The 394-nt window shown below is 68.8% G+C and carries 1 pseudogene; it reads right to left on the bottom strand.

From position 1 onward, the window contains the following. Positions 1–322, bottom strand: a pseudogene (locus tag FLV34_RS39865) (transposase); the annotation flags it as partial. Positions 323–394: the final 72 nt, after the last annotated feature.

Raw genomic sequence — 394 nt, 5'->3', positions numbered from 1 at the left:
ACTACCTGGGCGGCCGTGGGTCGAGTTCGGCCGCGAAAAAAGCGGCCGCGGCCTTGAGGATCTCGTTGGCGCGGCGCAGCTCGCGCACCTCACGCTCCAGCTCGGCGATCCGCTGCGCATCAGCGGTCGAGGTGCCGGGACGCTGTCCCTCGTCGATCTCGGCCTGGCGCACCCACCCGCGCAGCGCCTCGCGGTGAACACCGAGCTGATCGGCCACCCGGGCGATCGCGCCGGGGGCACCGCCGGTCTGCCGGCGAACCTCAAACACCATCCGGACCGCGCGCTCTCGAAGCTCTTGGGGATACTTCCTCGGGGCTGGCATCGTGACGTGATTCTCCCTTCCGCCAGCAGATGATGCTGGCTTCAGGGCCTCCACGAAAGTCGGAGTGGTTCA

Source organism: Microbispora sp. CSR-4, from assembly GCF_008033685.1.
Taxonomy (GTDB): Bacteria; Actinomycetota; Actinomycetes; order Streptosporangiales; family Streptosporangiaceae; genus Microbispora.
Note: the sequence above shows the minus strand (reverse complement) of the source record. Positions and strands in the feature narration are given on the sequence as shown.